The following is a 24,328-nucleotide window of genomic DNA, read 5'->3' on the forward strand; positions in this document are numbered from 1 at the left end:
ATCGCGCGCGGCGCGCAGGGCCTGCGCGATCTCGGCGTAGACGGTGGCAAAGCCTTCCAGGTAACCCTCGGGGTGGCCCGAGGGCAGGCGCGTCACGCGGGCGGCATCGGCGTTGGCCGCGCCGGTGCCGCGCGAGACGATCTGCGTGGGTTGCCCGAAGGGTGACCAGTGCAGCTGGTTGGGGTGTTCCTGGCGCCATTCGAGGCCACCCTTGTCGCCATAGAGGCGCAGGCGCAGGCCGTTCTCGTTGCCGGGCGCGACCTGGCTGGCCCACAGCATGCCGCGCGCGCCACCGGCAAAGCGCAGCATCACCTGCACGTTGTCGTCCAGCGCGCGGCCGGGCACGAAGGCGCTGAGTTCGGCGCAGAGCGACTGCGTCTGCAGGCCGCTCACGAACGCGGCCAGCTGGTAGGCGTGCGTGCCGATGTCGCCAATGCAGCCGCCCGCGCCGGCGCGCGCCGGGTCGGTGCGCCAGGCAGCCTGCTTCTGGCCGCTGGACTCCAGTGCCTCGGTCAGCCAGTCCTGGGCGTACTCCACCTGCACCACGCGCAGCGTGCCCAGCGCGCCGTCGCGCACCAGCTTGCGCGCGTGCCGCACCATGGGGTAGCCGCTGTAGTTGTAGGTCACGGCCAGCAGGCGTCCTTTCGAACGGGCGAGTTCGCGCAGGCGCTGCGCCTCGGCCAGCGTGGTGGTCACCGGCTTGTCGCAGATGACGTGGATGCCGGCTTCCAGGAAGGCCTCGGCGGCGGGTGCGTGCTGGTCGTTGGGCGTGACGATGGCCACGGCCTCGATGCCGTCGGCGCCGCGCGCGGCTTCTTCGCGCGCCATGGTGCGGAAATCCGGGTAGGCGCGCGCCAGGCCCAGCGCCTGCGCCGAGCGCAGGGCCTTCTCGGGCGTGGACGAGAGCGCCCCGGCGAGCAGTTCGTAGTGGTCGTCCAGCCGCGCGGCGATGCGGTGCACCGCGCCGATGAAAGCCCCTTCACCGCCGCCGACCATGCCCAGCCGGATGCGGCGGCCTGCGCCTTCGGAAGCGGAGCCGGCTTCGATCGTCATTTCGCGGCCTCCTGCAGCCCGAGCATGCGGCGCAGTTGCGCGGGGTCGGTGTCGCCACCGGCGAAGTCGTCGAAGGCTTTTTCCGTCACGCGGATGATGTGGCGGCGGATGAACTCAGCGCCTTCGGCCGCGCCGGCTTCCGGGTGCTTGAGGCAGCACTCCCATTCCAGCACGGCCCAGCTGTCGTAGTTGTACTGCGCCATCTTGGAGAAGATGGCACCAAAGTCCACCTGCCCGTCGCCGAGCGAGCGGAAGCGCCCCGCGCGCTGCACCCAGGGCTGGTAGCCGGAATACACACCCTGGCGACCGGTGGGGCGGAATTCCGCGTCCTTGATGTGCAGGGCCTTGATGCGCTCGTGGTAGATGTCGATGAACTCGAGGTAGTCCAGTTGCTGCAGCAGGAAGTGCGAGGGGTCGTAGTTGATGCAGCAGCGGGGGTGGTTGTTCACGCGTTCCAGGAACATCTCGAAGGTGGTGCCGTCGAACAGGTCTTCGCCCGGGTGCAGTTCAAAGCACACGTTGCAGTCGGCGTCCTCGAAGGCGTTGAAGATCGGCGTCCAGCGCTTGGCGAGTTCGTCGAAGGCGGCCTCGATCAGACCGGCCGGGCGTTGCGGCCAGGGATAGAGAAACGGCCAGGCCAGCGCGCCGGGGAAACTCACGTTGCTCTTCAAGCCCAGGCGCTGCGAGGCCCTGGCCGAGAGCTTCATCTGCTCCACCGCCCAGGCCTGGCGCGCTGTCGGGTTCCTGCGCACGGCCTCGGGGGCGAAGCCGTCGAAGGCTTCGTCGTAGGCCGGGTGCACGGCCACCAGTTGTCCTTGCAGGTGCGTGCCCAGTTCGGTGATGGCCACGCCGTTCTCGCGCGCCACGCCGGCGATCTCGTCGCAGTAGGTCTGTGATGCGGCGGCCTTGTCCATGTCGAAGATGCGCTTGTCCCAGGACGGGATCTGCACCCCCTTGAAGCCCAGGCCGCCGGCCCATTTCGTGATCGACGCCCAGGAATCGAACGGCGCGCTGTCGCTGGCGAACTGCGCGAGGTAGATGCCGGGGCCCTTGATGTTGGTGGCCATGTCGTTGTCTCCTTTGTCGGGGTTCAGAAGTAGCTGTTGGCCAGGTGCTCCAGCCGTTCCTGCTGGGCAGAACGTGGCTGGGGTTCGATGGCGTCGGCCTCGACCTCGCGCGCCAGCGCTTCCAGCGAACGTTCGCCCTGCAGGATGGCGCGTCCGCGCTCTGTGTCCCAGCCCTGGTAACGCGCCTGGACGTGGCGCTGCAGCGCGCCGTCCTGCAGCATCTTCTCGGCCACCAGCAGGGCGCGCGCGCACAGGTCCATGGCGGTGGCGTGGGCCCACACCAGGTCGTCAGGGTCGATCGACTGGCGGCGCAGCTTGGCGTCGAAGTTCAGGCCGCCCTGGCCGATGCCGCCGGCCTTGAGCACCTCGTACATCGTCATCGCCACCTGCGGCAGGTTGTTGGGGAACTGGTCGGTGTCCCAGCCCAGCATCTCGTCGCCGCGGTTCATGTCCAGCGAGCCCAGGATGCCGAGCGCGCCGGCCAGCGCGATCTCGTGTTCGAACGTGTGGCCCGCCAGCAGCGCGTGGTTCTGCTCCAGATTCACCTTCACTTCGTTTTCCAGCCCGTGCGCCTTCAGGAAGCCGTAGACGGTGCCCACGTCGTAGTCGTACTGGTGCTTGGTCGGCTCGGCCGGCTTGGGCTCGATCAGGATCTGGCCGGTGAAGCCGATCCTGTGCTTGTGCTCGACGACCAGGTTCAGGAAGCGGCCCAGCTGCGCCAGCTCGCGTTTCAGGTCGGTGTTGAGCAGGGTCTCGTAGCCTTCGCGCCCGCCCCAGAGCACGTAGTTGTGGCCCTTGAGGCGGTGCGTCATCTCCAGCACGTTCTTCACCTGCGCGGCGGCGTAGGCGAACACGTCGGGGTCCGGGTTGGTGGCGGCGCCGGCCATGTAGCGCCGGTTGCTGAACAGGTTGGCCGTGCCCCAGAGCAGCCGCACGCCGGTCTCGTCCATCTTGCGTTCGAACACGGCTTCGATGCGGCGCAGGTGCTCGTTCGATTCGCGCAGCGTGGCGCCTTCGGGGGCCACGTCGCGGTCGTGGAAGGTGAAGAAGGGGGAGTCGATCAGGCGGAACAGGTCGAAGGCCGCGTCGGCCTTGCGCAGTGCCTGGGCCATGGGGTCGCCCGCGCCATGCCAGGGCCGCTGGAAGCTGGGTTCACCGAAGGGGTCGGTGCCGCCCCAGCCGAAGCTGTGCCAGTAGCAGGTGGCAAAGCGCAACTGGTCTTCCATGCGCTTGCCCAGCACCAGGCGGTTCTTGTCGTAGTAGCGGTAGGCCAGGGGTTCGTCGGGCGTGGGCTGGAAGCCTTCGCCACGGAAGGCGACGGGCTGGCGCAACGAGAAATAGGCGGTGTGTGGCGCGGTGGCCACCGGCGCGGCATCGAGTGTCTGCATCATGGGGCGGGGCTGTGGGATGAAGGTGGGTGGATCACGCGGCCAGGGCGGGCGTGGGTGAGGGAAAGGCGGGCGGCGCGCTCACCTGGCGCGCCAGGCGGTAGAGCATCTGCCAGCGGGGATAGGCCTCGTCGTACAGCGCCATGCGGCAGCGATCGGGCTCGAAGCTGCGCACACGCCGGGGCTTGGCAAAGTCGCTGCCACCACCGGCGGCGGCGCGGGCGAGCCGCGCGGCACCGAGCGCACAGCCGTGTTCGCCGCCCTCGACCTGGTGCAGCGGGATTCCCAGCACGTCGGCCAGGATCTGACTCCAGCGCGCCGAACGTGCGCCGCCCCCGAGCAGGTCGGCCTCGCGCAGCTGCGTGCCGGCGCTGGCAAGCGCATCGCGCGCGTCGCGCAAGGCGTAGGCCACGCCTTCGAGCACGGCCTGGGTCATGCCGGGCCGCTCGGTGTCGGCCGAGAGGTGCAGGAAGCCGCCGCGCACGGCGCTGTCGTTGTGCGGTGTGCGGTCGCCCGAGAGGTAGGGCACGAACCAGCAGGGCGCGGGGCCGCCGTGGCCGAAGCCTTCCAGTTCGTCGAGCAGCGCAGCTTCGCCCGCGCCGGCCACACGCGCCCACCAGCTCAGCGAGGCCGCGGCCGAGAGCTGCACGCCCATCTGGTGCCACAAGCCGGGCAGGGCGTGGCAGAAGGCGTGCACGCCCAGGTCGGCGGCGGGTGCGAAGCCGGCGGTGGTGGCCCACAGCACGCCCGAGGTGCCGAGCGAGACGAAGGCGTCACCCGGCTCGACCGCGCCCACGCCCACGGCGCCGGCCGCGTTGTCGCCCGCGCCACCGGCCACGACCGGCGCCTGCGCGAAGCCCCAGCGTCGGACCCACTCGGCGCGCAGCGTGCCCGCGGCTTCGCTGCCTTCGACCAGGCGCGGCATCTGGGCTTCGGACAGGCCGCAAGCCGCCAGCAGCGAGGGCGACCAGCGGCGTTGCGCCACATCGAGCCACAGGGTGCCGGACGCGTCGGACATCTCCTCGATGAACTCGCCCGTGAGCTTCCAGCGCAGCCAGGCCTTGGGCAGCAGCACGGTGGCGATGCGCGCGAACACCTCGGGTTCGTGCTCGCGCACCCACAGCAGTTTGGGCGCGGTGAACCCGGCCATGGCGGGGTTGCCCGCGATCTGGCGCAGCCGCAGGTCCGGTGCCTCCAGCGGCTCGCACTGCGCGCCGCTGCGCCCGTCGTTCCACAGGATGCAGGGGCGCAGAACGGCGTGGCTTGCGTCGAGCAGGGTGGCGCCGTGCATCTGGCCCGACAGCCCGATGCCGCGCACGGCGGCCATGGCGCGCGGGTGCGCGGCGGCCAGTTCGTCCAGGCAGCGCTCGGTGGCCTGCCACCAGTCGTGCGGGTGCTGTTCCGACCAGCCCGGCGCGGGCCGCTGCACCGACAGCGGTGCCGTGGCCGTGGCGATGGTGGCGTCGCCGTCCAGCAGCAATGCCTTCACGCCGGAGGTGCCGAGATCGAGGCCGAGCGTGATCACGGCAGGTTGTCCTTGAGGTAGATGTCGATGCGGATGCGCTCCTGGTCCGCGATCACCGGCTCCTGCGACCACTGCGCCAGCGCCACGCGCAGGGCGGAGCGGATCTCGTGGCCAGCGTCCTGGTTGATGACGGCGTCCATCGTGCCGTTGAGCAGCTCGGCACGCGAAACGGCGGTGAGTTCATGACCGACGAAGACCGTGTCCTGATCGCGCCCGGCCGCGCGCAGCGCCTGGCAGATGCCCGCGTTGCCCGCGCCCACGCTGTAGATCGCCGCGAGGTCGGCGTGCGCCGCCAGCAACTGGGTGGCCAGCACCTCGTTGCGCGCGGCGTCGTCCTGGCCCTCGACCGGGGGCAGCACGCTCAGGTGCGGGTGTTCCTGCGCCATGACCTGGTTGAACCCGAAGTAGCGTTCGGCATGGTCGCGCAGCGAGAGGCTGCCGAGCACGACGGCCACCTTGGCGGGGCGGGGGCCGGCGAAACGGCCGATGAGCGTGGCGGCGGTGCGGCCCGCGGCCGTGTTGTCGATGCCGACGTAGTGCTGGCGCGTGGAGGAGGGCACGTCCGAGACCAGTGTGATCACCACGGTGCCGGCCTGCGTGAGCTGGTCGATGGCCGAGCGCACGACCGGGTGGTCCAGCGCCATCACCACCACCGCATCGCGACGGCCTTCCTGCGCGAGCAGGGCCTTGGCCAGCTCACCCGGGTTGAAGACGTTGACCGAGAGCACCTCGGATTCGATGCGCTGGTCGCGCATCCATTCGGTGTTGGCTTCTATCTGTTCGCCCAGCAGGTCCACGAAGCGGTTGACACCCGCGGGCAGCAGGAAAACCACCTGACGCAGGCGGGAGCGGGCGAGCCGCGCGGCCGACGGATCGGGCCGGTAGCCCAGCCGGCGCACGGCGGCGTCCACCCTGGCCACCGTGGCCGCGCGCACGCCGGGGCGCTTGTTCACCACCCGGTCAGCCGTGGCCAGGCTGACCTGGGCGTCCTGCGCCACGTCTTCCAGCGTGGCGCGCGACTTGGTGGGTGGTTTGGCGTCCATGTGGCAATTTTGAGGTGCGCACCTCAGAAATGTCATTAGGGGTTTCTACGGAATGTTGAAGCCGGTTTGAGGTTCGCTCCTCTTTGTCATCAGGCATGGGGGGTGGCATGAAGCCTGCTCCACAATCGCCACCAGGCCGCCAACCGGTGGCCGTTCGCAAAGGAGATCCCATGGACCCGTTCATGCAGGCCGCCATCGACGAAGCCCGGCTCGGGCGCGCCGAGGGTGGCATCCCCATCGGCTCGGTGATCGTGCACCGGGGTCGCATCATCGGGCGCGGCCACAACCGGCGCGTTCAGCAGGGCAGCGCCATCCTGCACGGCGAGATGGACGCGCTGGAGAACGCTGGGCGCCAGCCGGCGCAGGTGTACCGGGAGTCGGTGATCTACACCACGCTCTCGCCCTGCCCGATGTGCAGCGGCGCGATCGCGCTCTATGGCATTCCGAAGGTGGTCGTGGGCGAGAACCAGACCTTCATGGGCGAAGAAGCGTGGCTGCGCGGCCGGGGCGTGGCGGTGGAGGTGCTGCAGGACGCGACCTGCGTGCACCTGATGCGCGACTTCATCGAAGCCGAGCCGACGCTCTGGAACGAGGACATCGGCGAGCCCTGAGTTCCTGGCGCGCGCTCACATCCACAGCGCGCGCCAGGCCAGCCGCGGCAGATCGCCCTTGTGCAGGGTCACGCGCGCCAGCCAGCTGCGGTGCTGCTGCGCGGCGATGCCGTCGAGGATGCGCAGCCCGCCCTGCACGACCATGCGCAGTTCCCAGCCGGCGCGGCCGGGCACGCGGTGCACCAGGGGTGCGCCCTGCTGCATGAGGCCGCGCGCCTGGGCGCAGAGCTCGGCCACGGCGGCCTCCATCGTTGCCCCGCTCTGGCGGGTTTCGAAATCGGCCACGCCCACACCGTGGCGGCGCAGCACGTCGGCCGGCAGGTAGCAGCGCCCGCGCGGCAGGTCCACGCTGAGGTCCTGCCAGAAGTTGATGAGCTGCAGCGCGCTGCAGATCTGGTCGCTCTGCTGCAGCGCCACTTCCTCGCGCACGCTGTACAGATGCAGCAGCAGCCGGCCCACGGGGTTGGCCGAGAGGCGGCAGTAGGCCAGCAGCTCGGCGCTGTCGGCGTACCGGTGGCCGCTCGCGGTGTGGCGCACATCCTGCTCGAAGGCGCTGAGCAGGTCGTGCAGCAGTTCCCCGGGCAGGGCGTGGCGCCGAACCGCCAGCGAGAGCGGGCCGAAGATGCCCGGCCAGCGCAGGTCGGCATCGGCGATGGCCAGGGTCGATCGCGAGGTCGGCTGCAGGCAGCGGTGCAGCTCGGCGCGGTAGGCCGCCAGGTCGGCCAGGCGTTGTTCGGCCGTGGCCTCGCCCTCGTCGGCGATGTCGTCCGCGGTGCGGGCAAAGCGGTAGATTGCCGCCACCGCCGGGCGCAGGTTGGGCGGGCAGAGCCAGGACGCGACAGGGAAGTTCTCGTAGTGGCCCACCCCATCGGCCAGGGGCAGGCCGGGCAATGGCGAGCGGGGCTGCTGCGGGGCGGGTTCGGATGACGGCGATGTCATGAAACGGTGGCCTGTTCTGGTCTACAATTTTGTTACTAACCGGTCAGTCATTAATATACGGCAGACCTGCGGACCTCGAATTCCCGCTCCAGCCCAGCCAGTCCATCGCCTGCATCGCCATGAAAACACCGCATTTTGTCCTGATCATGACCGTCGCGCTGACCCTGGTGGCCTGCGCACCCGCCACGCCGCCGCAGGAGCCGATCCGCTCGGTCAAGCTGCTCACGGTGGGCACCGACAAGCTCAGCGCACGCACCGAATACGCTGGCGACGTGCGCGCGCGCATCGAATCGCGCCTGGGCTTTCGCGTGGGGGGCAAGCTGGTACAGCGCCCGGCCGAAGTGGGCCAGCGGGTGAAAGCGGGGCAATTGCTGGCACAGCTGGATGCGCAGGACCTCGCGCTGTCGAGTCAGGCGGCACAGGCCCAGGTGAGCGCGGCGCAGACGCAGCGCGACCTGGCGGCGGCCGACCTCAAGCGCTACCAGGACCTGCTGGCGCAGGGCTTCGTGAGTGGCGCGGAGATCCAGCGCCGCGAGGCCACGCTGCAGTCGGCCGAGGCCACGCTGCGCCAGGCGAAGGCCCAGGGTGCGGTGCAGGGCAACCAGGCCGCCTATGCGCGCCTGCTGGCCGACGGCGCCGGCGTGGTGCTGGCCGTGGAGGCCGAGGTGGGCCAGGTGGTGGCCGCTGGCACGCCCGTTGTGCGGCTGGCGCGCGATGGTGCGCGCGATGTGGTCATCGCCGTGCCCGAAGACCGTGTGACGCAGATCAAGCCCGGCATGCCGGCGAAGGTGCGCCTGTGGGCCGGCGCGGGTGCCGCCGCCACGGGCGGTGTGGTACCGCTGGACGCCGAGGTGCGCGAGGTGGCTGCCAGTGCCGACGCGGCCACGCGCACCTACCAGGTCAAGCTCTCGCTGCCCGACGACGCGGCCGTTCCCCTGGGTGCTACCGCCTACGTGACGCTGGGCGGCGCCACGACGACCGCGGCGCCGGCCGTGATCAAGCTGCCCACCACCGCGCTGATGCGCTCGGATGAGGGAGACCGTTCGGGCTCGGCGGTGTGGGTGTACGACGCCAGCGCCAGCACGGTGCAACCGCGCGCGGTGCAGGTGGCGGGCGCCGACGGCAACCAGATGGTGATCGCCGCCGGCCTCAAGCCGGGCGAGGAGGTGGTGGCCACGGGGGTGCACGTGCTCTCGCCAGGCCAGAAGGTCACGCGATTCGACGCCGCCGCCACGCGATGAGGCCCGGCATGAACGACGCCACCTCGAGCACGACGACCCCCGACCACCCCGCTTCCTGGGTTTCGCGCTTCAACCTCTCGCAGTGGGCGCTGGACCACCAGGCCTTCACGCGCTACCTGATGATCGTGCTGATGGTGCTGGGCGTGGCGGCCTATTTCCAGCTCGGCCAGGACGAAGACCCGCCTTTCACCTTCCGCGCCATGGTGGTGCAGGCCTTCTGGCCCGGCGCCACTGCCGAGCAGATGGCAGAGCAGGTGGCCGACCGGATCGAGAAGACGCTGCAGGAAGTGCCCTACGCGGACAAGATCCGCAGCTATTCCAAACCGGGCGAGACGCTCATCATCTTCCAGCTCAAGGACTCGTCGCCCCCGCGCGAGGTGTCGCAGGTCTGGTACACGGCGCGCAAGAAGATCGGGGACATGCGCGGCACGCTGCCCCAGGGTGTGCAGGGGCCGTTCTTCAACGACGAGTTCGGTGACGTCTATGGCGTGATCTACGCCTTGCAGGGCGAGGGTTTTTCGCCCGCCGACAAGAAGCAGGTCGCCGACGAGGTGCGCCAGCAACTGCTGCGCGTGCCCGACGTGAGCAAGGTCGAGCTGTTCGGCGAGCAGGACGAAAAGCTCTATATCGAGATCTCGCAGAAGCGCCTGGCCACGCTCGGGCTGAACCTGCAGCAGGTGCTGGATGCGCTGGGCCAGCAGAACGCGGTCGAATCGGCCGGCAGCGTGCAGACCCCGGGTGACGTGGTGCAGGTGCGCGTGGCCGGGGCCTTCAACTCGGTGGAGCAGTTGCGCGCCATGCCGATCCGTGCCGCCAGCGGCACGCAGATCCGTCTGGGCGACATCGCGGAGATTGGCCTGGGTTACGCGGACCCGCCGCAGGTGATGGTGCGCCACGACGGCAAGGACAGCATCGCCCTGGGTATCTCCATGGCCAAGGGCGGCGACATCATCGCCCTGGGCGAGGCGCTCAAGACCACCGTGGCGGGCATCGAGGCCACACTGCCCGCGGGCATGACGCTGGCGCAGGTGCAGGACCAGCCCAGCGCCGTGACGACCTCGGTCAACGAGTTCGTGAAGGTGCTGATCGAGGCGGTGGTGATCGTGCTCGCGGTGAGCTTCCTCGCGCTGGGCCTGCACCGGCGCCCGGGCGGCAAGGGCCTGCGCCGCTACGTGCTGGACATGCGCCCCGGCCTGGTGGTGTTCATCACCATCCCGCTGGTGCTGGCCATCACCTTCCTGGCCATGAACTACTGGGGCATCGGCCTGCACAAGATCTCGCTGGGCTCGCTCATCATCGCGCTGGGCCTGCTGGTGGACGACGCCATCATTGCGGTGGAGATGATGGTGCGCAAGCTCGAAGAGGGCTACAGCATGGTGCGCGCGGCCACCTTCACCTGGGATGCCACCGCCATGCCCATGCTGACCGGCACCCTGATCACGGCGGCGGGCTTCCTGCCGATCGGCCTGGCCAACTCGCTCACGGGCGAATACACCTTTGCGATCTTCGCGGTCACGGTGCTGGCGCTGGTGATCTCCTGGGTGGTGGCGGTGATGTTCGTGCCCTACCTGGGCGTGGTGCTGCTCAAGGTCAAGCCACACGTGGGCGAGGTGCACGAGGTGTTCGACGGCCCGTTCTACGTGCGCTTTCGTGCCGTGGTGGACTGGTGCGTGCAGCACCGCTGGCTGACCATCGGCGCGACCATCCTGACCTTCGTGCTCGGCATCGCCGGCATGGGCAAGGTGCAGCAGCAGTTCTTCCCCGATTCGAGCCGCCCGGAGATCCTGGTGGACATCTGGCTGCCCGAGGGCAGCGGCATGCGCGCCATGGACGAGGTGAGCCGCCGGCTGGAAAAGCGCCTGGCGGCCGAGGAGGGCGTGCGCAGCGTGACCACCTGGGTGGGTTCGGGCGTGCCACGTTTCTACCTGCCGCTGGACCAGATCTTTCCGCAGACCAACGTGTCGCAGCTGATCGTGCTGCCGCAGGACCTGAAGACGCGCGAGCACCTGCGCATGGCCCTGCCGGCGCTGCTGGCGACCGAATTCCCCGAGGTGCGTGGGCGCGTGAAGCTGCTGCCCAACGGCCCGCCCGTGCCGTACCCGGTGCAGTTCCGCGTGGTCGGCACCGACCCCACCCAGCTGCGCACCCTGGCCGATGAAGTCAAGCAGGCGATGCGCGAGAACCCCAACATGCGCGGCGTGAACGACAACTGGAACGAGTCGGTGAAGAAGCTGCGCCTGGAGGTTGACCAGGTCAAGGCGCGTGCGCTGGGCGTGTCGAGCCAGTCGATCGCGCAGGCCGCGCGCACGCTGCTCTCGGGCACCACGGTGGGGCAGTACCGCGATGGCGACAAGCTGATCGACATCGTGCTGCGCCAGCCGCTCAGCGAGCGCGACGCCATCACCGATCTGGCCAACGCCTACCTGCCCACGGCCAGCGGCCAGGCGATTCCGCTGCTGCAGATCGCGACACCGGTGTTCGACTGGGAGCCGGGCGTGGTCTGGCGCGAGAACCGCGACTATGCGATCACCGTGCAGGGCGATGTGGTCGAGGGCCTGCAGGGCGCGACCGTCACGGCCGAATTGCAGCCGGCGCTCAAGGTGATCAGCGACGGCTGGGCCGCGCGTGGCCTGGGTGCCTACCGCATCGAGGTGGCGGGGGCGGTGGAGGAGAGCAGCAAGGGTTCGGCGTCGATCGCGGTCGGCATCCCGGTGATGCTGTTCATCGTGTTCACGCTGCTCATGCTGCAGTTGCAGAGCTTCAGCCGTTCCATGCTGGTGTTCCTCACCGGCCCGCTGGGCATGGCGGGCGTGGCAGCGGCGCTGTTGCTGCTGAACCGGCCGTTCGGTTTCGTGGCGCTGCTGGGCGTGATCGCGCTCATGGGCATGATCCAGCGCAATTCGGTGATCCTGATCGACCAGATCGAGCAGGATCGCGCGCGCGGCGTGCCGGCCTGGGACGCGATCGTGGAGGCGGCCGTGCGGCGCATGCGCCCGATCGTGCTGACGGCTGCGGCGGCGGTGCTGGCGATGATTCCCTTGTCGCGCAGTGTGTTCTGGGGGCCGATGGCGGTGGCCATCATGGGTGGCCTGATCGTGGCGACGGTGCTGACCTTGCTGGCCTTGCCGGCGATGTATGCGGCGTGGTTCCGGGTTCGGCGGCCCGCCTGAATTGCATTTCCTTTCTTTCCAGGACCTCGCGGACCCGGAGGCGGTTGGCGCTCTGCTCCGCGAATGTCCCCTGGCGGCGGGAGGCCGCCTCCACCTTGATTACGCTGCGCAGAGCGCCAACCGCCTCCGGGCCAGAGACAGGGGTGGCGCGCGAACGGCTCGAATGCCCTAAGGCCATCGGCGCGGGCGGGGGGAGGGCGCAGCGAAGTCAAGGAGGAGAACCGGCGAAGCCGGTTCGGGGGACATGAGCGGAGCCCTCCCCCCGCCCGCGCCGATGACCGCTCCAGCCGGCGACAACCCGGGCATGGTCAACAATAAGACCCATGCGCCTCCGACACATTGAAGTCTTCAACGCGGTGATGCTCACCGGCAGCGTGAGCGCGGCCGCGCGCATGATCAACGTCACGCAACCTGCGGTGAGCCGCACGCTGCAACACGCCGAGATCCAGCTCGGCTTTCAGCTGTTCCAGCGCGTGGGCGGGCGGCTCAAGCCCACGGTCGAGGCGCAGACGCTGTACCCGCACATTGAACGCCTGTTTGCTCAGCTCGACGAGGTGCAGCGCCTCTCGGCCAGCCTCAAGGCCGGTCGCGGCAAGGGTGAATTGCGTGTGCTCACGGTGCTGGCGCTGAGCTACGAGGTGTTTCCGCGTGCCATGCGCCTGTTCCGCGAAAAACACCCGAGCGTGGTGGTCCACCACGAGGCGCTGCATTCACCCCAGATCGTTTCGTCTCTCGTGCTGCAGGAGGCCGACGTGGGCTACGTGTTCAGCGCGGTCTCGCACCCGGCGCTGGTGCAGGAACAACTGGCCGACCGCAAGGTGGCCTGCGTGGTGCCCAGGGGCCTGCTGGCGCCGCGCCAGGTCAGGGCCGGCACGATCACGGTGGCGCAGCTCGCGAAGCTGCCGGTGATCGCGCTCGACGGCCAGGACCCGCTGGGCGTGCTGCTGGCGCACGCGGTGCGCGACAGCGGCGCCGGGCTGAAGGAGGTGATGACCGTGCAGACCTACCACGTGGCGCTGGCGCTGGCCCACCACGGCGTGGGCGTGGCCATGGTCGAGGGCTGCACCGCCGCTTCGGCCGACCGCAGCAAGGTCGATGTGCTGACGCTGGAGCCGCCCGTGGCCACCGCCGTGCACATGCTGCGGCCCACCGCGCGGCCGAATTCGCTCACCACCCGCGCCTTCACGCGCTGCATGCAGCAGGCGCTGCAGGAAACGGCCTGATCGCCACCTTGCGCGGCGGTGCCAGCTGCGCGGCGATGCGCTGCGCGCTGCCGAAGGCCAGGGTGAAACCCAGCGCACCGTGCCCGGTGTTGAACAGCAGGTTGGACGGCCCCCCGCGCAGCCGACCCGCCACCGGCAGGCCGGTGGGTGTGGCTGGGCGCAGGCCGGCCCAGGGCCGCAGTTCCTCGTAGCGGCTGGCTTCGGGGAACAGCGCGCGCGCGGTTGCCACGAGCGAGGCGACGCGGTCGGCCGGAATGCTCATGTCCTCGCCCACCAGTTCGGCCATGCCGGCCACGCGCAGGCGCTGGCCGATGCGCGCGAACACCACCTTGCGCGCCGCGTCGGTCACGCTCACGCGCGGCGTGGCACCGGGTGCATCGCTCGCGTCCACCGTGAGGCTGTAGCCTTTGAGCGGGTAGACCGGCACGCGCAGGCCCAGCGAACGCGCCAGTGGATGAGAGGCCGTGCCCAGCGCGACCACGAAGGCGTCGGCCTCGATCGCGCCCTGGGGCGTTTCCGCCGCCACCACACGCCCACCCGAGCGCCGCAACTGTGTGACCGGTGTGTCGAATGCGAAGCGCACGCCGCGCGCCTGCAGCAGGCGCTGCAGTTCGAGGCAGACCTTGTGGCAATCGGCCGCGCACTCGCCGGGGGTGTGGACGGCGCCTGCGAAGCGGCCCGCGTAACTGGCCAGCGCGGGCTCCACGGCCACGCTTTCGATGGGCGAGAGCGCGTGCTGCGGGCTGCCACCCAGCGCCTGTTGCAACTGCATCTGCCGGCGCGCGGACGAAAAGCTGGTGGCATCCGGGTAGAGCACGAGCTTGCCGGTGGTGGAGAAGTCGCATTGAATGCGCTCCTCGTTCATCAGCCGTTCAAACCCCGCGCGGCTCTCTGCCGCCAGCGCGAGCAGGCTTGCGGTGGTGCGCAGCGACACGGGGGTGCGGCAGGCGGCGAGAAACTGCAGGCCCCACACCCACTGGTGCAGGTCGGGCCGCAGGCGCAGCTTCAACGGCGAATCGTCGGCCAGCAGCAGCCGGGGCAACTGGCGCCAGATGCCTGGATCGGCCAGCGGCTGCACGTAGGCGTAGCTCAGTTGCGCGCCATTGGCGGCGCTGGCACCGGAGCCAGCCCGGGCGCGGTCGAGAACGGTGACCCGGTGGCCCTGCTGATGCAGTTGCCAGGCCGTGGCCAGGCCAACGATGCCGGCGCCGAGCACGCACACATGGAGGGGTTTGTCGGCATGGGGGTTCATGGCGGTCCACTGTAGGAAAAACGGCCCGGGCGGAAAAATGCCGATCGCGCCGTCACCCATGCCGCGAACTCATGGGTCGGGGTCAAAAAGGCATTTCTGCGCCGGCGCCCCGCTGCCTACACTGCGCTTGTCGTTCACCACCTGTTCATTGCCACATGACCACCGCACCCACCCACGTGTTCCACCGCCAGTTGCGCCACGCCTTGCCTGTCGCCGTGAGCGGGCAGGGCATATCCATCACCGACGCCAGTGGCAAGGCCTATCTGGACGCGTCGGGCGGCGCCGCGGTCTCGTGTCTTGGCCACGGTCACCCGGACGTGATTGCCGCCATGCACGCGCAGATCGACCAGCTGGCCTATGCCCATACCAGCTTCTTCACGACCGCCGTGGCCGAGGAGCTGGCCGATCAATTGATCGACACCGCTCCCGCGGGCATGAGCCATGTGTACTTTGTCAGTGGCGGTTCCGAGGCGGTGGAGGCCGCGCTGAAGATGGCGCGCCAGTATTTCGTGGAGATCGGACAGCCGCAGCGCCGCCATTTCATCGCGCGCCACCAGAGCTACCACGGCAACACCCTGGGTGCGCTGGCAGTGGGCGGCAACGCCTGGCGGCGCGAGCAGTTCAAGCCGCTGTTGATCGATGTGACCCACGTGGCGCCGTGCTACGAATACCGCGACCGACGCACCGACGAAACCGCCGAGCAGTACGGCCAGCGCCTGGTGGTCGAGCTGTCCGACGCCATCGATCGCCTGGGGGGCGAGAACGTGATGGCCTTCGTGGCCGAGACCGTGGGTGGGGCCACGGCTGGCGTGCTCACGCCGGTGCCCGGCTACTTCAAGGGCGTGCGCGAGCTCTGCGACCGCCATGGCATTTTGCTGATCCTGGACGAGGTGATGTGTGGCATGGGCCGCACCGGCACGCTGCATGCGTGCGAGCAGGAAGGCGTGGTGCCCGACCTGATCACCATCGCCAAGGGCCTGGGCGGCGGCTACCAACCCATCGGCGCGGTGCTGGCGCAGTCGAAGCTGGTGGAGGCTTTCCGCCAGGGCAGCGGCCTGTTCCAGCACGGCCACACCTACCTGGGGCATGCGGTGGCCTGCGCGGCGGCACTGGCGGTGCAGCGCGTGATCCAGCGCGATGGCCTGCTGTCCCAGGTGCGCGAGCGTGGTCAACAGTTGCAGGCTCTGCTGCAACAGACCTTCGGTGACCATCCTCACGTGGGCGACATCCGCGGACGCGGCCTGTTCCGGGGCGTCGAGCTGGTGGCCGATCGCGCCAGCAAGCGCTGGTTCGACCCGGTGCACAAGCTGCACGCGCGCATCAAGAGCGAGGCCATGGCCGCTGGCCTGATGGTCTACCCGATGGGGGGCACGGTGGACGGTCGCTGTGGCGACCACGTGCTGCTCGCGCCGCCTTTCATCAGCACGCCCGCCGAGCTGGAACAGATCGTGGCGCGCCTGGCCGTGGCAATCGATCGCGCGGTGGCGCAGGCTGACATCGGCCTGACTTCATGAGGCATTTGCATGCCCCTCGGGGTAAACCCGGGCTCAAGAATGCAGAGTGAGCACGGTGCTTGCTTTAGCATGTAAAGCCTTCGTGTACGGCCCGTGCGGGCACCACGATGTTTCATCCACGCAAGAAACCGCAGGAGCATTCACCATGAAAAAGATCCCCCTTTGCCTGAGCAGCCTGGCTGCCGCGGCCGCCCTGATGGCCCCGATGGCACCGGCCCAGGCCCAGCAGAAATTCATGACCATCGGCACCGGCGGCGTCACGGGTGTGTACTACGCGGCCGGTGGCGCGATCTGCCGCCTGGTCAACAAGGACCGCGCCAAGCACGGCTACCGCTGCTCCGTGGAGTCCACCGGTGGCTCGGTCGTCAACATCAACACCATCAAGGCCGGTGAGCTCGATTTCGGCGTGTCGCAGTCGGACGTGCAGTACAACGCCGTCAACGGCGCCAAGCAGTTCGAGAAAGATGGCAAGCACGCCGATCTGCGCGCCGTGTTCTCCATCCACCCCGAGCCCTTCACCGTGCTCTCGCGCAAGGAAGCGAACATCACCAAGTTCGATGACCTCAAGGGCAAGCGCTTCAACATCGGCAACCCCGGCTCCGGTACCCGTGCCGCCATGGAGGAGTACCTGAGCACCGCCGGCTGGAAGGTGTCCGACTTCGGCCTGGCCGCCGAACTCAAGGCCGACGAACACGGCGCCGCGCTGTGCGACAACAAGATCGACGGCTTCTTCTATGGCGTGGGCCACCCCAGCGCCAACATCCAGGACCCGATCACCACCTGCGGCGCCAAGCTGGTGCCCATGACCGGTGCGGCCGTGGACAAGCTCGTTTCCGCCAACAGCTACTACGCCAAGGTCAACATCCCCGGCGGCCTGTATGCCGGCCACCCCAACCCCACGCCCACCTACGGCGTGCTGGCCTCTTTCGTGACCTCCGCCAAGGTATCCGACGCGGCCGTGTACGAGCTGGTCAAGGCGGTGTTCGAGAACTTCGACGAGTTCAAGAAGCTGCATCCCGCGTTCGGCGCGCTGGACCCGAAGAACATGATCAAGGACGGCCTGTCGGCGCCCCTGCACCCCGGTGCGGTGAAGTACTACAAGGAAAAAGGCTGGATGTGATCATCCATCCGGGGCCGAGGTCTTGAGGGACTGAAGCGCGCAAGAAAGCTCTGACCTGTCAGGGCTTTTTTGTTTTTGTCCGCTGTGCAACGGGAAAACGAAGAATCGAGGAACGCATGAACCAGCCCACACCAACCGACGTCGACGTCAATCAACTGGTGGCCGACAACGACACCGGCGGGCGGGCCCCGGGCCCGTGGATGAGCCGCTTTCTGCTGTACCTGGCGATCGCATGGTCGCTGTTCCAGCTCTGGATCGCCTCGCCGCTGCCGTTCACCCTGGGGGTGTTCGTGTTCAACGACACAGAGTCGCGCGCCATCCACCTGGCCTTCGCGGTGTTCCTGGGTTACATGGCCTATCCCGCGTTCAAACGTTCGCCACGCACCTATGTGCCCGTGACGGACTGGGTCTTCGCCATCGTGGGCGCGTTCTGCGCGGCGTACCTGTTCCTGTTCTACAGGGAGTTGTCAACGCGCCCCGGACAGCCGACGGACATGGACGTGTACACCGCCGCCGTGGGCATGGTGCTGTTGCTCGAAGCCACGCGCCGTGTGCTGGGGCTGCCCATGGTTATCGTGGCCCTGGTGTTCCTGGTCTATACCTTTGGCGGGCCGTACATGCCCGACATGATTGCCCACCGCGGCTTCTCGCTCAATCGCGCGATGAGCCACCAGTGGCTGACCACCGAAGGGGTCTTCGGTGTCGCGCTGGGCGTCTCCAGCGGCTTCATCTTCCTGTTCGTGCTGTTCGGCTCGCTGCTGGACAAGGCGGGCGCGGGCAACTACTTCATCAAGTCGGCGTTTGCGCTGCTGGGGCACATGCGCGGCGGTCCGGCCAAGGCGGCGGTGCTTTCGTCGGCGGCGACGGGCATCATCTCGGGGTCGTCCATCGCCAATGTGGTGACCACGGGCACCTTCACCATCCCGCTCATGAAGCGGGTGGGCTATCGGGGCGACCAGGCCGGCGCGGTCGAGGTGTCGAGCTCGGTCAACGGTCAGATCATGCCGCCGGTGATGGGCGCGGCGGCGTTCCTGATGGTGGAGTACGTCGGCATTCCCTACATCGAGGTGATGAAACACGCCTTCCTGCCGGCGATCATTTCCTATATCGCGCTGATCTATATCGTGCACCTGGAGGCGCTCAAGGCCAACATGGTCGGGCTGCCCCGGCGTGGCACAGCCACGCCGGGCTCACGCCTGCTCTCGTTCGCTCTCACGCTGACCGGCTTCTTCGCGCTCGCGGGCGCCGTGTACTGGGGTATTGGCTGGATCAAGGACGTGGCGGGCGATGCCGCCATCTGGATCGTGGGCGTGGGCCTGCTGGCCGCGTACGTGGGCCTGCTGCGGTTTGGCGCCCGACAGCCGGAACTGGCGCTGGATGATCCGAACGCACCGGTGTTCGAGCTGCCCGAGACCGGGCCTACGGTGAAGTCCGGGCTGCACTACCTGCTGGCTGTGGTGGTGCTGATCTGGTGCCTGATGGTCGAGCAGATGTCGCCCGGCCTCTCGGCGTTCTGGGCCACGATGTTCATGATCTTCGTCATGCTCACGCAAAAGCCCATCACGGCGGCCTTTCGAGGCCAGGGCCAGCTGGGCGAGGCCACCCGCCAAGGCTTCATGGACCTGGTCGATGGCCTGGCCACGGGCGCACGCAACATGATCGGCATCGGCGTGGCCACAGCGGCGGCGGGCATCATCGTCGGCACGGTGTCGCTCACCGGCGTCGGTCTGGTCATGACCGAGCTGGTGGAACTGCTCTCGGGTGGCAATCTCATGCTGATGCTGGTGCTGGTGGCGCTGATCAGCCTGATCCTGGGCATGGGCCTGCCCACCACCGCCAACTACATCGTGGTGTCCACGCTGATGGCGCCCGTGGTGGTGGAGCTGGGCGCGCAAAGTGGCCTGATCGTGCCTCTGATCGCGGTGCACCTGTTCGTGTTCTATTTCGGCCTCATGGCCGACGTGACGCCGCCGGTGGGCCTGGCCTCGTTCGCGGCCGCGGCCATCGCCCGCGCCGATCCGATCAAGACCGGCATCACCGCCTTTGCCTACAGCATGCGCACGGCCATCCTGCCGTTCCTGTTCATCTTCAATACGCAGTTGCTGTTCATCGGCCTCACCGGGCCATTCCATCTGATTCTCACGGTGACGAGTGCGGTGGTTGCCATGCTCGTGTTTGCGGCCGCCACGCAGGGCTACTTCGTCGTTCGGTCGCGCTGGTACGAGTCGCTGGCGCTGCTGCTGGTCACCTTCACGCTGTTCCGGCCTGGCTTCTGGTGGGACATGGTCTATCCACCTTATGAGCAGGTGCCGGCGTCCAGGATGTCCGAGCTGATCGAGGCGGCCCCGGCAAACACCGGCAAGCGCCTGTGGATCGAGGGCACCAACCTGAACGGTGACGACATCCGCAAGGGCGTGCTGCTGCCCCTGGGGCCGCAGGCACCGGCGCGCGAACGTCTGGCCAGCGCAGGCGTGAGCGTGGTGGCCCAGGGTGACGAGCTGCTGATCTCGGGCGTCAAGTTCGGCAGCCGGGCCGAGAAGCTCGGCATGGAGCAGGGCTTCCGCATCGTCTCGGCAGAAGTGGCGACGGAGCGCCCACCCAAGGAATGGATGTTCCTGCCGGCGGTGCTGCTGCTGCTGGTGGTGATGGGTCTGCAGCGGCTGCGCCGACCGCGCAAGGGCAGTGCCCAGCCCGTGGGAGGAAGCGCTGCGTGACGCGTCTGGCCCTGATTCATGCGCTCGCTCATTCTGTGGCCCCCATCAACGAAGAGTTGAGCCGGGCATGGCCGGAGGCGGTGCGCATGAACCTGCTGGACGACAGCCTTTCCGCCGACCTGGCGCGCAGCGGCGCCGGGCTGGATGCGGCGATGCACCAGCGCTTCGAAGCCCTGGCGGCCTATGCCGAAGGTACCGGTGCGCAAGCCATTCTGTTCACCTGCTCTGCGTTCGGACCCTGCATCGAGGCGGTGGCTGCGCGACGCCCCCACATGCCCGTGCTCAAGCCGAACGAAGCCATGGTCGCGGAAGCCGTGGCCGTGGCGCGCGGTGGCCGCATTGGGCTGGTGGCGTCCTTTGCTCCGACGCTGGTCTCGATGCCGCAGGAGTTCCCGCCCGGTACCGAACTGCTCACCTGCCTGGCTGAAGGTGCCATGGACGCGCTCAACCGCGGTGACGATGCCGGTCACGACGAACGGGTGGTGGAAGCGGCGCGCTGGCTGGTGGCGCAGGGCTGTGACGTGATCGCGCTGTCGCAGTTCAGCATGGCGCGTGCCCAGATCGGCGTGCACCGGGCTGTCGGACTGCCCGTGCTCACTACGCCAGGCAGTGCCGTGCGCGCCTTGCGCCATCGGCTGGAGGGCTGAGGCCGCCTGTCGGACCAGGTCCAGCGGCTACAATCGAAGGTTGCCGTGAGGTGGGCAACCGGTCGCTCAGCGCTCTTTCGCGCAACGCCGGTTACCCCGCGAGGCGCGCGGGTGGCGAAATTGGTAGACGCACCAGGTTTAGGTCCTGACGCCAGCAATGGTGTGGGGGTTCGAGTCCCCCCCCGCGCACCACACCACAGACGACGAACACTTCCCCCGGGTCGGCCAGAGAGGCTGGTTGACCGACACCCATTTGGAGAAAGCCATGACCGTGACCGTTGAAACCCTGGAAAAGCTCGAGCGCAAGATCACGCTGACGCTGCCGGCCGATGTGATCCAGAACGAGGTGTCCAGCCGCCTCAAGCGCATCGCGCGCGACGTGAAGATGGATGGCTTCCGTCCTGGCAAGGTGCCGATGAACGTGGTGGCCCAGCGCTATGGCTACTCGGTGCACTACGAGGTCATGAATGACAAGGTGGGCGAGGCCTTCAACAGCGCCGCCAACGAAGCGCAACTGCGCGTGGCGGGCCAGCCCAAGATCACCGAAAAGGAAGGCGCTCCCGAGGGCCAGTTGACCTTCGACGCGGTCTTCGAGGTGTACCCGGAAGTGAAGATCGATGATTTGTCCACCGCCGCCGTTGAAAAGGTCTTGGCCGCCGTCGACGACGCCGCGATCGACCGCACGCTGGACATTCTGCGCAAGCAGCGCCGCACCTTTGCGCAGCGCGCCCAGGACCAGGCCGCGCAGGACGGCGACCGCGCCACCATCGACTTTGCCGGCAAGATCGACGGCGAGCCCTTCGAAGGCGGCAAGGCCGAGGCATTCCAGTTCATCATTGGCGATGGCCAGATGCTCAAGGAATTCGAAGATGCCGTGCGCGGCATGAAGACCGGCGAGTCCAAGACGTTTCCGCTGGCCTTCCCGGCCGATTACCACGGCAAGGACGTGGCTGGCAAGACCGCCGACTTCCTGGTGACCGTCAACAAGGTCGAGGCGGCCAATCTGCCTGCAGTGGACGACGCGCTGGCGAAGGCGCTGGGCATTGCCGACGGCACGGTGGAAGGCTTGCGCGCCGACATCCGCAAGAACCTTGAGCGCGAGGTCAAGTTCCGTCTGCAGGCCCGCAACAAGCAGGCGGTCATGGATGCGCTGGTGTCCAAGGCCGAGCTGGACCTGCCCAAGTCGGTGGTGCAGTCGGAGCTGGACCGCCTGGTCGAAGGTGCGCGAGCCGATCTGAAGCAGCGCGGCGTGAAGGATGCCGACAAGGCGCCGATTCCCGAGGAACTGTTCCGCCCCCAGGCCGAACGCCGCGTCCGTCTGGGCCTGGTGGTGGCCGAACTGGTGCGCGCCAACGAACTGCACGCCAAGCCCGAGCAGATCAAGGCGCACATCGAGGAACTGGCAGCGTCCTACGAGAAACCCGCCGACGTGGTGCGCTGGTACCAGGGCGACAACCGCCGCATGGCGGAGGTCGAAGCAATCGTGATCGAGAACAATGTGACCGAATTCGTGCTGTCCAAGGCGCAGATCACCGAGAAGACCGTCAGCTTCGACGATCTGATGGCGCAGTCCTGATTGCCCCGGGGGGCGGTGTAGCAGGGCGGAGCAATCCGCCCTTTCTTTTTTCGTCGGACCCCCCATCTGTGGTCACCCGCATCCCCGCAGCCATTCCGGTCTTCAACCCGGGCGGCATGGGGCTTCAAGCGGTTGGTTACAGTAGCGTCGTGAAAAGCATCAATACATGGAGAAACGCATGAGCGCAATGGACATTCAAGGTTTGGGCATGGTGCCCATGGTCATCGAGCAGTCGGGCCGGGGCGAACGTGCTTACGACATCTATTCGCGTCTGCTCAAGGAGCGCGTGATCTTCCTCGTCGGTCCGGTCAATGACCAGTCGGCCAACCTGGTGGTCGCGCAACTGCTGTTCCTGGAAAGTGAAAACCCCGACAAGGACATCTCGTTCTATATCAACTCCCCCGGCGGGTCGGTCAGCGCCGGCATGGCGATCTTCGACACCATGAACTTCATCAAGTCGGACGTTTCCACGCTGTGCGTGGGCATGGCCGCTAGCATGGGGGCCTTCCTGTTGGCCGCTGGCGCCAAGGGCAAGCGCTTCGCTCTGCCGAACTCCAAGATCATGATCCACCAGCCGCTGGGCGGTACCCAGGGGCAGGCCACGGAGATCGAGATCCACGCCCGGGAGATCCTCAAGACGCGCGAGCAACTCAACAAGATCCTGGCCGAGCGCACCGGCCAGCCGCTGGAGAAGATCGAGCGTGACACCGAACGCGATTACTACCTCTCGGCCGCGGAGTCGGCCGAGTACGGCCTGATCGACAAGGTGATCGACAGGCGCCCGGGTACGACCTGAGGTCGTCCAAACCCGGGAGACGGCGCCAAAACGGGCGCTTTTTGCCCGTTTGGCCCTCTCGGGGCTTGAACTATCATTGTTGTTACCGCTTCATCCGACCTCCCCAATCTATGGCCGACAAAAAAGCCGCCTCCAGTGAAAAAGCGCTCTACTGCTCGTTTTGCGGCAAGAGCCAGCACGAGGTCAAGAAGCTGATCGCCGGCCCCTCGGTGTTCATCTGCGACGAATGCATCGACCTGTGCAACGACATCATTCGTGATGAGCTGCCCGGCCTTGAGTCGGTCAAGGCCACTGGTGATGATGTGCCAACGCCCGCGCAGCTCAAGTCCAATCTGGACAACTACGTCATTGGCCAGCAGGCCGCCAAGCGTGCGCTGGCGGTGGCGGTTTACAACCACTACAAGCGCTTGCGCCACAAGCAAGGCGCCCGCAAGGACGATGTGGAGCTGGCCAAGAGCAACATCCTGCTGATCGGCCCGACGGGTTCCGGCAAGACCCTGCTGGCGCAGACCATGGCGCGCATGCTGAATGTGCCGTTCGTCATGGCCGACGCCACCACGCTGACCGAAGCTGGCTACGTGGGCGAGGACGTTGAAAACATCGTCGCCAAGCTGCTGCAGAGCTGCAACTACGACGTCGAGCGCGCCCAGCAGGGCATTGTCTACATCGACGAGATCGACAAGATCACGCGCAAGTCGGACAACCCGTCGATCACCCGGGATGTCTCGGGCGAGGGTGTGCAGCAGGCGTTGCTCAAGCTCATCGAGGGCACGATGGCCTCTGTGCCGCCCCAGGGTGGTCGCAAGCACCCCAACCAGGACTTCCTGCAGGTGGATACGACCAACATCCTGTTCATCTGCGGTGGTGCATTTGCCGGATTGGAAAAGATCATCGAGAACCGGACCGAGGCCTCCGGTATCGGCTTTGGTGCGATGGTCAAGAGCAAGCAGCAACGCAGCCTCACCGAAGCCTTCAAGGAAATCGAGCCGGAGGACCTGATCAAGTTCGGTCTGATCCCCGAGCTGGTGGGCCGTGTTCCTGTCATCGCAGCCCTGTCGGAACTCAGCGAAGACGCACTGGTCGAAATCCTCACCGAACCCAAGAATGCGGTGGTCAAGCAGTTCTCGCGACTGCTGGCCATGGAAGGGGCAGAGCTCGAAGTGCGGCCCGCCGCGCTCAAGGCGATTGCACGCAAGGCGCTGGCGCGCAAGACGGGCGCGCGTGGTCTGCGATCGATTCTGGAGAATGCGCTGATCGACACCATGTTCGATCTTCCCGGCATGAGCAATGTTGAAAAGGTGGTGGTCGACGAATCGACCATCGACGAAAGCAAGCCGCCTCTGCTGGTGTACCGCGAAGCGGCCAAGCAGGCCTGACACCTGCTTGCCGGGCCTAGGCCTGCCAACCCGCCACGGATGCGTCCGGTTGAGATCGCCCGCACCGACCCCA

General features: G+C 67.7%; 18 protein-coding genes and 1 tRNA gene. 12 read left to right on the forward strand and 7 right to left on the reverse strand.

The features are described from left to right. The 5 genes from K5880_RS17425 to K5880_RS17445 form a co-directional block, all read right to left on the reverse strand. Positions 1 to 1,053, reverse strand: a 1,053-nt coding sequence (locus K5880_RS17425) for a Gfo/Idh/MocA family oxidoreductase (RefSeq protein WP_297655214.1), incomplete at its 3' end; no start/stop codon positions are given. Continuing rightward, positions 1,050 to 2,120: a sugar phosphate isomerase/epimerase gene (locus tag K5880_RS17430; RefSeq protein ID WP_297655217.1), complete on the reverse strand. Its 1,071-nt coding sequence runs from the start codon at positions 2,118 to 2,120 to the stop codon at positions 1,050 to 1,052. The genes K5880_RS17430 and K5880_RS17425, both read right to left, overlap by 4 nt. 23 nt (positions 2,121 to 2,143) lie before the next feature. After that, entirely contained in the window at positions 2,144 to 3,511 is a 1,368-nt protein-coding gene (gene xylA, locus K5880_RS17435) for a xylose isomerase (protein ID WP_297655220.1), read from the reverse strand. A gap of 31 nt (positions 3,512 to 3,542) precedes the next feature. Further along, entirely contained in the window at positions 3,543 to 5,033 is a 1,491-nt protein-coding gene (gene xylB / locus K5880_RS17440) for a xylulokinase (protein WP_297655223.1), read from the reverse strand. Beyond that, the gene (locus K5880_RS17445) at positions 5,030 to 6,076 is read right to left on the reverse strand and encodes a LacI family DNA-binding transcriptional regulator (RefSeq protein ID WP_297655226.1); all 1,047 of its coding nucleotides are present in this window, start codon (positions 6,074 to 6,076) and stop codon (positions 5,030 to 5,032) included. The genes xylB and K5880_RS17445 overlap by 4 nt, the downstream gene beginning before the upstream one ends. Before the next feature lie 170 nt (positions 6,077 to 6,246). Here K5880_RS17445 and K5880_RS17450 point away from each other — a divergent pair, with 170 nt between their 5' ends. Next, a complete protein-coding gene (locus tag K5880_RS17450; protein WP_297655229.1) occupies positions 6,247 to 6,687 on the forward strand; it encodes a nucleoside deaminase in 441 nt (146 codons plus the stop codon). 15 nt (positions 6,688 to 6,702) lie between these two features. On the opposite strand, the gene hpnC is transcribed toward K5880_RS17450, so the two are convergent. Then, positions 6,703 to 7,626 carry a squalene synthase HpnC gene (gene hpnC / locus K5880_RS17455; RefSeq protein ID WP_297655232.1) on the reverse strand — a complete coding sequence of 308 codons (924 nt, stop codon included), beginning with the start codon at positions 7,624 to 7,626 and terminating at the stop codon, positions 6,703 to 6,705. A 119-nt stretch (positions 7,627 to 7,745) separates the two neighbouring features. On the opposite strand from hpnC, the gene K5880_RS17460 reads away from it, so the two are divergent. From K5880_RS17460 to K5880_RS17470, 3 genes are all read left to right on the forward strand, one after another. Next, complete coding sequence (locus tag K5880_RS17460) at positions 7,746 to 8,867, forward strand: efflux RND transporter periplasmic adaptor subunit (RefSeq protein ID WP_297655235.1); 1,122 nt, start codon at positions 7,746 to 7,748, stop codon at positions 8,865 to 8,867. Between the two features lie 8 nt (positions 8,868 to 8,875). Further along, positions 8,876 to 12,037 (forward strand): efflux RND transporter permease subunit, encoded by a 3,162-nt coding sequence (locus tag K5880_RS17465; RefSeq protein ID WP_297655238.1) that lies wholly within the window; start codon positions 8,876 to 8,878, stop codon positions 12,035 to 12,037. Positions 12,038 to 12,360: 323 nt separating this feature from the next. Next, entirely contained in the window at positions 12,361 to 13,260 is a 900-nt protein-coding gene (locus tag K5880_RS17470) for a LysR substrate-binding domain-containing protein (RefSeq protein ID WP_297655241.1), read from the forward strand. Here the strand turns inward: K5880_RS17470 and K5880_RS17475 are convergent. Then, positions 13,220 to 14,512 carry a D-amino acid dehydrogenase gene (locus tag K5880_RS17475; protein WP_297655244.1) on the reverse strand — a complete coding sequence of 431 codons (1,293 nt, stop codon included), beginning with the start codon at positions 14,510 to 14,512 and terminating at the stop codon, positions 13,220 to 13,222. The genes K5880_RS17470 and K5880_RS17475 overlap by 41 nt on opposite strands. Before the next feature lie 155 nt (positions 14,513 to 14,667). Here K5880_RS17475 and K5880_RS17480 point away from each other — a divergent pair, with 155 nt between their 5' ends. The 8 genes from K5880_RS17480 to clpX all read left to right on the forward strand — a co-directional run bounded on the left by K5880_RS17480 (position 14,668) and on the right by clpX (position 24,255). Next, the gene (locus tag K5880_RS17480; protein WP_297655246.1) at positions 14,668 to 16,026 is read left to right on the forward strand and encodes an aspartate aminotransferase family protein; all 1,359 of its coding nucleotides are present in this window, start codon (positions 14,668 to 14,670) and stop codon (positions 16,024 to 16,026) included. Between the two features lie 145 nt (positions 16,027 to 16,171). Beyond that, on the forward strand, positions 16,172 to 17,146 hold the full coding sequence (locus tag K5880_RS17485; protein WP_297655249.1) for a TAXI family TRAP transporter solute-binding subunit: 975 nt from the start codon (positions 16,172 to 16,174) through the stop codon (positions 17,144 to 17,146). Positions 17,147 to 17,262: 116 nt separating this feature from the next. Beyond that, positions 17,263 to 19,860 carry a TRAP transporter permease gene (locus K5880_RS17490; protein WP_297655252.1) on the forward strand — a complete coding sequence of 866 codons (2,598 nt, stop codon included), beginning with the start codon at positions 17,263 to 17,265 and terminating at the stop codon, positions 19,858 to 19,860. Then, positions 19,857 to 20,507 carry an aspartate/glutamate racemase family protein gene (locus K5880_RS17495; protein ID WP_297655255.1) on the forward strand — a complete coding sequence of 217 codons (651 nt, stop codon included), beginning with the start codon at positions 19,857 to 19,859 and terminating at the stop codon, positions 20,505 to 20,507. The genes K5880_RS17490 and K5880_RS17495 overlap by 4 nt, the downstream gene beginning before the upstream one ends. Positions 20,508 to 20,612: 105 nt before the next feature. Continuing rightward, positions 20,613 to 20,699, forward strand: a tRNA-Leu gene (locus tag K5880_RS17500). A 73-nt stretch (positions 20,700 to 20,772) separates the two neighbouring features. Next, on the forward strand, positions 20,773 to 22,083 hold the full coding sequence (tig, locus tag K5880_RS17505) for a trigger factor (protein ID WP_297655258.1): 1,311 nt from the start codon (positions 20,773 to 20,775) through the stop codon (positions 22,081 to 22,083). Positions 22,084 to 22,261: 178 nt separating this feature from the next. Further along, positions 22,262 to 22,879, forward strand: coding sequence for an ATP-dependent Clp endopeptidase proteolytic subunit ClpP (gene clpP / locus K5880_RS17510; RefSeq protein WP_297655261.1), 618 nt, complete (start codon positions 22,262 to 22,264; stop codon positions 22,877 to 22,879). A gap of 110 nt (positions 22,880 to 22,989) precedes the next feature. Continuing rightward, positions 22,990 to 24,255: an ATP-dependent Clp protease ATP-binding subunit ClpX gene (clpX, locus tag K5880_RS17515; RefSeq protein ID WP_297655264.1), complete on the forward strand. Its 1,266-nt coding sequence runs from the start codon at positions 22,990 to 22,992 to the stop codon at positions 24,253 to 24,255. Positions 24,256 to 24,328: the final 73 nt, after the last annotated feature.

The sequence above is a fragment of the Hydrogenophaga sp. genome, assembly GCF_025699295.1.
GTDB lineage: Bacteria > Pseudomonadota > Gammaproteobacteria > Burkholderiales > Burkholderiaceae_C > Hydrogenophaga.